Source organism: Paenibacillus sp. TAF43_2 (assembly GCF_052113545.1).
In the GTDB taxonomy this organism is placed as follows: domain Bacteria; phylum Bacillota; class Bacilli; order Paenibacillales; family Paenibacillaceae; genus Pristimantibacillus.
Map to the genome: position 1 here is coordinate 1 of NZ_JBFRDK010000233.1, position 7,893 is coordinate 7,893.

Consider the following 7,893-nt stretch of genomic DNA (forward strand, 5'->3'; position numbering starts at 1 on the left):
GATCCACGCTGATGGCCAGTACAAGCAGGGCACCCTCGCAAGCTAGTACGGCTGGTGTCAGTTGACAGAAACTTTGTTCCATAACAAGTTGCGTAAATCGTGGCTTTTTTGATTTATGGGCTCAAGTTCTTGTCATTTGATGGTGATAAGAGCATTGTCCCATTCCCGACAGATGATCAACAGTGGGAGGGAAGGGTAGTTAGCCTGAGCGGCACTTAAATAACTAGGGTTTGATAAATCCCCGCTTGTCTGTGACTAAGCGGGGATCGAAATCACTTCTCATAGACCTAGATAAATGCCTGTAAGTCCAAAAGCATGAAGAGTATAGGGGAAGATGGGATTTATCCCTTGTATATAGTCTTTATGCTAAGATGAAAATTGAGGAAGAAAAGGAGAGGCGAACACCGGATAGGCGCACATGGCGCCTTGTCTCATAAGGTCGCCGGGCATGTCCTCGTGGGGCCGGGAATCGAGCTAGGTGGAGCCTAGCAAGGGACAGACCGCGCGCACGAAGGTGGATTATCTCGAGCAATGTGGTTATTTAATACGCAAAGCTCATCCCACTGATAATAGAGGGGAAATTGTTATTTTGACCGAACGAGGTTTTAGGGGGTGTTTGGCATTGGCTACAAAAGGACAGAAGTTTAAACGTTACAGTTAGGAGACCAAGCTAAAAGCAATCGAGCTAAAGCTAGGTGGCAAAACAAAAAGGGAGATAATAAAGGAATTGGGGATTGAAGATGAAGGTCAGATTAAGAAATGGATGCGTAAATACAAGCAACTCGGAGAGTACAGGCTTATGGATAATAGAGGGCGCCGTATGCAGGACGTGTAGCGTATAATAGACTTAATCATGATATTACAGCAGACAAACCCAATCAGAAATGTGTCACGGATATTACTCAGTACCGCGTGTTCGATCAGAAGATTTACCTGTCCGTAATTAAGGATTTGTTTAATACTGAAATTATTGCTTATCACGTGAGTTTCAACAATGAAAATCCGTTGGTATTAAAAACGTTCGAAAAGGCATTTAACAAGCTGACTCCGGTTGAGTACCGTCGCCAGCTTGTTTCCTAGGGCTTTTTTCAATGTCTATAAAATCGGGGGCTTGACCATGCAGCATAGGTTTTTTTTGTCTACAGAATGGGGTCTTGTTCAGACTGCTGCAATAGTTATTTAACTATCGTTCTCCAATTTTACATTTGTTGCCCTAAGGCCTTGCGATAGCAGAGCCTCTAGTCGTTCAGCTCATTCACATAAAAGGGTTAATATTTGTAATATCTCCAGTGGATCGGTCCACTGTTATAAGAAACCGGCCATCGCTAGTAAGATTTCCTTCGTAAGAAGGTCTAATTTCAAATAAAACAAGTGAGTCATTGGCGTAGCTATGTTCTGTTGTTGTAATTTGTACTTCTTGAACACTAACATCCAAGAATTGTTGAGCCAATTGAGTCGCTTTCTCTTTACTTTGGTCTATTGAAATCCATTGTTCTTTTTGTATTTCATTGCTTTTGTTTGATTCTTTAGCTGCCTTCATATCATTAATACCAATTATTTTATTGTTTTGACCAACCCATACACGCATACTGTCGTCTGCAGTTACATAAGTCGCAGTTTCTCTTTCATCTTTTATAAGTGAAAATCCAGTTAGGTTAAAATACTTCTGCAATACGAGAGTAGCTTCTTCTGCAGTATTGACTGTCAGGCTTTGGATTTGGCCGCCTCCAGGCTTCGATAGCTTTGCCACTTCTACTGTTTCATTTGAATGGGTATTCCCTTGAGCATTTACTAATGAGAATGAGCAGACAGTTAATAGCGTTGCTAATCCTAATACAGATAAGCGCATAGAATTTTTCTTAAAATGTTTWATCATGAGTATTCTCCTCTTGAGATGCTTGTAATTACTCGATAATCCGACCAAACCTGGATATCTCCGGGCTCCTGTATAATGCTCCAATAAATTAATGATCGTCTGGCCGTAAGCTGCTTTGTGTTCAGCATGGATGTAGGACAAGGCTAATGCATCACAGGCTACCTCTTGATCTGCTCGCATTCGTGCGTAGACAACCCACATTATCGGATTAAACCAATGTAAAATAACCAGAACATGCATGAGCCAATTCATCGCAACGTCCCTGCGCTTGATATGTGCCAGTTCATGATTGAAAATATAACGGAATTGATCGGCATCCATCGAACGAATCAACKAACTGGATAATAAAATCCTTGGTTTCATAAACCCATAAACCGCAGGACTTGGCACTGCATCTGTTACGGTCAGAAGAATCGGTTGTTTGACCGACATTTGGCGCTTGCATTGCTCGAATACTTGTAATACCGCCGGATGGGTTACATTGGGCTGTTTTTTAATTCGTCTATACACGTTGATATTGGCTATAAGGGTTACAAGGCTCAAGATTATGACCCCTAGCAACCAACCAAACAACAGGATGTCTCGCAGCGTTATTTTGGATAATAGATCCATAAACGATTGCTTTGCAAGGACTTGTTTTTCAGGAACATTCGCAGAGGAATGAACTATGACATCGGATTGATCTTTGAGTGTCCATTCACTCGGTGAATCCACGTTGTTCTTTAACTGATTCTTTCGTTCATAAAGATTGGAAATATCATCGAGCGATCCTAAAAGGGATTCATTAGACAACTGCTGCTTCATTGGCAATAGATTGTATACGCTGTACGAGCTTTCTGGCGCCCAAGGCAATACGAGCCGAATGACAACAGGAAACCATAGGAGATAATGCCACTTCGGCTGCAACTTGTTTCTGAGCATCCATTTGATCATGACAATGAGAACAACCAGCATACTTGCCATCAACGAAGCGCGAATCACCCAGTCGAAAAACACCTGCATATACATCTGCACATATGTCATGGCTATTTGCCTATCTTCGATTTGTTATCATCGAATAATTGTTTCAGCTCATTGATTTCCTGTTCCGTCAGTTTTTTCTCCTGAAGGAAGTTCGCAAGCATCGGTTTAATAGCTCCACCGTACAATTTTTGCAAAAAACTTTTGGTTTCACTTTGCAAATACTCATTTTCTGAAACCAATGGATAAAACATTTGGGCTCGTCGAGATTCGTCTTTGTTGATTCCAACCGCTTCTTTCTGCACCAGACGGTTAAGCAGCGTACGAATCGTCTTCGGACTCCAGTCCATTGTTTCCGTTAGTTGTTTAACAATTTCGCTGGATGGACATTCCTTCCTCGCCCAGAGGATTTTCATAACTTCCCATTCTGCATCTGTGATTTGTGGTAATTTAGTCATACTCGAAACCTCCCGTTACATGTAAAAGGATCACAATTGTAGGCCTACAACTCATATACTACACGTGTAATCCTATTGTGTCAACGTACGTCTTAATAATAATTATGATGTGTAATACGTCTAGGTGGGAGATCGCATAGCTGGCAGCGAAGAGGTCATCTGGAGAAAATAGTGTTAGTATAAACGGATATTGGGGATCTTTTAAACCAAAGATGAAGTCGAAAAGCCGCATCAACAGGCATCCTGTACATGTGGCTTTTATACTTTGAAATTCAAGCAAGAAGGAATATGGGCAATTAAGCTCAAATTCGCGAAATCTTTATTGGATTGTCAGATTTAAAGCGCAGTGCAGCGAAAAATGCGCTCAGGCCGTCTAATAGGTGGAGGTGATGATTCAGTGATGCCGGCCGGCTCGAATAACAAGGAAAATTTCCCGAAAGATCCCACTCAAGCTCTAAAGCAGTTGATGGAAAGCTTTGGCTCGACGATCATGCGCACCGCTTATTTTTATACCGGGGATCGGCATTTTGCCGAGGATATCAGTCAGGAGGTATTTCTTCGCGCTTATCGCAACTGGAACTCGTTTCGTGGAGATAGCGCGGTTAAAACCTGGTTGACGACGATCGCTATCAACGTTTGCCGGGACAAGATGGGTGTGCGGATGTTTACGGAACAGCCGACCGATCCCAGCCTGATGGAGCGGGGACGGATATTCAACGTAGAAGAAGAAGCGCTTAAAAGATTGCAGAAAAGCGAGATTTTGCAGCATATGCTGCGTCTGCCTCTGCCGTATCAGGAGGCTTTGTATTTATACTATTATCTGGACTTGGACACACGGGAAATTGCGAAAGCGACGTCGTCGCCCGAGGGTACCGTGAGAAACAGACTGCACCGGGCGCGCGAGGCGTTGGCTCGGGAAATGCGCAAGGAGGAGACAACCGATGACGGACATGGAGCGTAATTTACGTCAACAATTGCAAAAGGAGTCTGATGATATGTTGTTTTCTAAAATGGAATTGAGCGATAGCGTTAAACAGAAAATCAGGAAACAAGCCGCCGCGGAAGCGAGAGGCCGCCGCCGATTCGTTCTTCCGAAAGCCTGGCTTGCAGGAGCGGCAGCACTGGTCGCGGCAGTCGTCATAGTGGCGGGATTGCCGATGCTGCAAGAGCCCTCCGCAGTCCCGACGCCAACGGATAATTCGTCGGAAATCGTGCCGCCCGGAAACGGAGGAGCCACAGGCTCGGAGTTGTCCCAATTGATTACAACTCCATTAGGAACGGCGGAGGCAGCCAAAGCAGCTTTCGGTTCCGGTGTGCTTGTTCCTCAAGTCGCCCCGGAAGGCTTCAAGTTGGCTGAGATCGTCGGCGTGGGAATGAAGGACCAACCGCTCAGAGATTTAAACTTCACATACGGCTCGGGTGATAAGACGGTGACGTTCAGCGCGAGCCGCATGCCGGCGGCGTTCCCGACGGACCTGTTCACCCAGACCAAAGTGGGCGGAGCGGACGGCTTAATTTTCGAGCAAGCCGAGTTCACGGAACTGTTCTGGGTGGTTGACGGCATTCATTATGGCGTGTCCGGTCCGATTTCGGGCGACGAGGCCATGAAGGTAGCCGAATCGGTGGAGCCTTAATGAGTTGATGCATGTATATCGTGAATGAATTGAATGCCCCACCCGTCGAATGCTAGATAAATCGGGGTAGTGTAATAGCCCCACACGGGAGAGCATATCACTGGCAGAGCAAAGGTCAAATGAATAACCGATGTATATGTGGGGGATTAGCTCAGCTGGGAGAACGCTTGCATGGCATGCAAGAGGTCAGGGGTTCGAGCCCCCTATTCTCCACCACTACCGCATATTACGCCCTCTTCGGAGGGTTTTTATTTTGCCTACATTAGTGTTCTCATTGATGTATAAAGGCGAAAGATAAATGTATATTAATGCGTGAGGCACTATCCCCGGTATCATTTCGGTAACATTTGAGGTATTTAAACTCGAGAGTATGTGGAATAACCAGAAGTAATGAAGGATACATAAAAAAAGAACAAGCAAGTGCTTGTTCTGAGAATTTATCTCTTTGTATTTATTTTTTCTCTGTACTTCTTCAAAGCGTCTGCCTGCATTCCTTTTATGACATGTTGATAAATGTCATTAGTAACTCGGGTGGAACTGTGTCCTAATCTGGAAGACGTTATTTTTGAATCAACACCAGCCATAAGTAGATGAGTCGCATGACTGTGTCTTAATTCATGTACAGTGACCCTGGTTACTTCTGCTTTTTTCAAAATTCGATATAAACTGCGTCTTAAATTACTTGGATTCACAGGTGTACCAATTTGAGTGGGACAAACTAAGTTCTTTTCTTGGTACAAGTCTCCGACACATTGTTTGTAGCTTCTTATTAGCCGTTGTTGGGCTTTTAAGACCTCGATAATCTCATCATCAATCTCTACAGAGCGTCGACTTGACCTGTTTTTGGTTCCTTCACTAACGGAGTTGTCTTGATTGTTATGAGTACGGACAACACTTATGGTCCTGTGGTCAAAATCAATGTCATCCCATGAAAGCCCAAGTATTTCTGATTTCCTCATTCCAGTAGTTAGCGCTAAGTAAATAGCGCAAAACTGAGAATCACCTTTTGCCGCTTCAATTAAAGCAGTAACTTCGTTAGGCTTTAGAACGCTATGTTCTTTAGTTATTACAGGAGGCAACTTATAGAAAGTAGTTATATCTTTGGGGATTTTATCATCGCGGAAAGCTTGAGCCAATGCCATCTTCAAAACCTTTAGAGTGTCGTGAATTGTGCGGCTTGATAGTTTTTCTTCTGTCACGACTTTCTCTCCCTTATAAATAATCTTGTTCTTTCCTATTAGGTACCTATGCAATTCAGTGAAGATATCCTTGGTAAGCGTGAATAACTTCTCATTACCGAAGCCTTCCACGATATGCTGGATGCGTTGCTTGTATGATTGTAGGGTGATGTTCTTTAATGTAAGCTCTTTTACTGAAATCCAATATTCGAGCCATTCCCTTAACGTCATTTTGGTTGGTTCAATGTATGTCCCCTTATTCTTCTTATCTTTAAAGTCAATAAGGTCTTTATAAGCAGCAGCCTGACTTGAATATCCACCATATTTCTTTTGACGTCTCATTCCGCTCTTTGGGTCAATCGTAGATATAATAAAGTAGTAAGACTTACCGTTGGTATCAGTTCGTTCATAAACACCAGGATATTTTTTAGTTCTTGCCATTATCAGTAACTCCCTTGTATGTTGTTTTTTTTAATCTTCTCCACGTCTGATTTTACAAGCTTGGATGAAAACTTCGAACAGTTCATTTCGCCAATTACCTAATGAAAGATAGAGCGAGAAATCCTCATAGTTGTTGTAAAGGTGGATACCGGCTTTCACAAGCTCAATATATGCAGGAGTCAAATTGTGATTAAAATCTTCGTTAAAATACCAATCAAAAGGTCCATGACCATTAGAATCGGGTTTACCATCGCAGACGTCATAAATAACCGGATGAGCAACTATATAATAGCCGGTGCGATATTCATTATTTTTTAATGTAATAGGGTACTTATTAAGGAAATGGTAGAAATTGCGCTCGTGCTCTTCATTTACAAAGTACATGGTGGAACCCTCCATTATATTAGTCAGTTTTCTGTGGTTTTTGACCATCAAACCATTCCAAGAAGCACTTCTTGCTAACCCGGATAGCACGACCAATTCGCACAACATGAAATTCATTTTTGTTCACTAGCTCATATCCTTGTCCCCTACCAATTGCTAGAAAAGACGATATGTCTTCAACTTTCAAAGTATCGGGAAGTGCTTCTCTATTCATGTATTTGTCGCTGCGTCTAGCCATTTTAAATTTCCCCCATATGTATGATTTCGTACAGTGGGATTTGTCCACTGCATGCTTGCAAGATTAATATATAACTTTGAAAATCCGATTTGCGGAAAATCGCCATTTTTATTTTTTAATCAAGCATATGGGTTTGTAATATTCTAACCCAAATGCTTTTTTTGTGTTGAAACTATCTAATCACGAAAAGCGATATCGGACCAGTTCCGACTTCTGGTTAATGTTATGTAACACATTTCGAGAGTGAATCATCCTGCGATGCCTATAGAATAACAACTTTTGGGGTGCGAAGATGTATGACGATTCAGAACAAAAAGAAGCAGACAACATTTCAAATCCCTCGCCTCCACCATGAGAACCCAGTCCGCAAGAGGACTGGGTTTTTCTGTGGGCGGAAATTGTAGACGAATTGTAGACAACGGATAATGTAGGTTGAATTTATTGTTAATCCTGTAGACGAAATGTCTACAGATTATAGTGACATTAAACAACAAATTAAGATGTTTAATGTTCTATATCATACGATGTTTGAGACGCTCAGTAAGCTCTTCTAAGCCTGTGACTTACTAAGTATGGGGGGAGTTGAAGGATAGCTGCGGGCTTCCTTTATGGCGTTTTTCTGGACTTAAATAAGAACTTAATAAGATTATCTACGGTAAACCTTTAACACCAGTAGTGGTAAAGCGAAAGGTTGAGATAAATGTAGAGTATAGAGAGCTATACC

9 protein-coding genes and 1 tRNA gene are annotated in these 7,893 nt (G+C 42.5%); 5 read left to right on the top strand and 5 right to left on the bottom strand.

The window, feature by feature from the left end:
* The first annotated feature begins 679 nt into the window (after positions 1 to 679).
* On the top strand, positions 680 to 835 hold the full coding sequence (locus AB4Z17_RS30040; RefSeq protein WP_430061641.1) for a helix-turn-helix domain-containing protein: 156 nt from the start codon (positions 680 to 682) through the stop codon (positions 833 to 835).
* A gap of 23 nt (positions 836 to 858) precedes the next feature.
* The gene (locus AB4Z17_RS30045; protein WP_441963935.1) at positions 859 to 1,080 is read left to right on the top strand and encodes a DDE-type integrase/transposase/recombinase; all 222 of its coding nucleotides are present in this window, start codon (positions 859 to 861) and stop codon (positions 1,078 to 1,080) included.
* A 175-nt stretch (positions 1,081 to 1,255) separates the two neighbouring features.
* On the opposite strand, the gene AB4Z17_RS30050 is transcribed toward AB4Z17_RS30045, so the two are convergent.
* Together AB4Z17_RS30050 and AB4Z17_RS30055 are read right to left on the bottom strand one after the other, a co-directional pair.
* Complete coding sequence (locus AB4Z17_RS30050; RefSeq protein WP_441963925.1) at positions 1,256 to 2,899, bottom strand: M56 family metallopeptidase; 1,644 nt, start codon at positions 2,897 to 2,899, stop codon at positions 1,256 to 1,258.
* A 2-nt stretch (positions 2,900 to 2,901) separates the two neighbouring features.
* Positions 2,902 to 3,294: a BlaI/MecI/CopY family transcriptional regulator gene (locus tag AB4Z17_RS30055; RefSeq protein WP_441909266.1), complete on the bottom strand. Its 393-nt coding sequence runs from the start codon at positions 3,292 to 3,294 to the stop codon at positions 2,902 to 2,904.
* Between the two features lie 400 nt (positions 3,295 to 3,694).
* Between AB4Z17_RS30055 and AB4Z17_RS30060 the strand changes: the two genes are divergently transcribed.
* From AB4Z17_RS30060 to AB4Z17_RS30070, 3 genes are all read left to right on the top strand, one after another.
* Positions 3,695 to 4,255, top strand: coding sequence for a sigma-70 family RNA polymerase sigma factor (locus tag AB4Z17_RS30060; protein WP_441963937.1), 561 nt, complete (start codon positions 3,695 to 3,697; stop codon positions 4,253 to 4,255).
* Positions 4,236 to 4,928, top strand: coding sequence for a DUF4367 domain-containing protein (locus AB4Z17_RS30065; protein ID WP_441963927.1), 693 nt, complete (start codon positions 4,236 to 4,238; stop codon positions 4,926 to 4,928). Before AB4Z17_RS30060 ends, AB4Z17_RS30065 begins: the two co-directional genes overlap by 20 nt.
* A gap of 140 nt (positions 4,929 to 5,068) precedes the next feature.
* Positions 5,069 to 5,144 (top strand) — tRNA-Ala (locus AB4Z17_RS30070).
* Positions 5,145 to 5,365: 221 nt separating this feature from the next.
* Here AB4Z17_RS30070 and AB4Z17_RS30075 read toward each other — a convergent pair.
* From AB4Z17_RS30075 to AB4Z17_RS30085, 3 genes are read right to left on the bottom strand one after another with little or no spacing between them, the layout of a single operon-like run.
* Entirely contained in the window at positions 5,366 to 6,547 is a 1,182-nt protein-coding gene (locus tag AB4Z17_RS30075) for a tyrosine-type recombinase/integrase (RefSeq protein WP_441963929.1), read from the bottom strand.
* A 30-nt stretch (positions 6,548 to 6,577) separates the two neighbouring features.
* Entirely contained in the window at positions 6,578 to 6,931 is a 354-nt protein-coding gene (locus AB4Z17_RS30080; protein ID WP_441963931.1) for a hypothetical protein, read from the bottom strand.
* Between the two features lie 19 nt (positions 6,932 to 6,950).
* Positions 6,951 to 7,169 carry a helix-turn-helix domain-containing protein gene (locus tag AB4Z17_RS30085; RefSeq protein ID WP_441963933.1) on the bottom strand — a complete coding sequence of 73 codons (219 nt, stop codon included), beginning with the start codon at positions 7,167 to 7,169 and terminating at the stop codon, positions 6,951 to 6,953.
* Between the last annotated feature and the right edge of the window lie 724 nt (positions 7,170 to 7,893).